This window comes from Pantoea sp. SIMBA_079 (genome assembly GCF_046940275.1).
GTDB lineage: Bacteria > Pseudomonadota > Gammaproteobacteria > Enterobacterales > Enterobacteriaceae > Pantoea > Pantoea borealis.
The window spans coordinates 1-265 of sequence record NZ_JAWRYR010000430.1 but is presented as its reverse complement, the minus strand read 5'-3'; the positions used below and the strand labels follow the sequence as shown (position 1 = coordinate 265).

Below are 265 nucleotides of genomic sequence, written 5' to 3'. Positions count from 1 at the left end.
CTGCTCGAAGGTGTCCGCGGTCTTGAGCAGCATCGCGTCGAGCGCGCCGGATTCCTCGCCGACCTGGATCATCTGCATCGCCAGACGCGGAAACCGCTTGCCGCGGCCCAGCGCCGTCGACAGGGCCACGCCGTTCTTGACCTCGGTCGCGGCGGTGTCGACGTCGTCCGCCAGCGCGAGGTTGCCGAGCACGTTGCGGCCGATGCCCAGCGCGCCGATCAGCGGCACGCCGTTGCGCAACAGCGTGCCGAGCGTGCGCGCGAGC

At 71.3% G+C, this 265-nt stretch carries 1 protein-coding gene; it reads right to left on the bottom strand.

Features of this window, described 5'->3' with window-relative positions; all coding sequences use genetic code 11:
* A partial coding sequence (locus SB719_RS20665) for a type II secretion system F family protein (RefSeq protein WP_412159815.1) occupies positions 1–265 on the bottom strand: 265 nt, incomplete at both ends.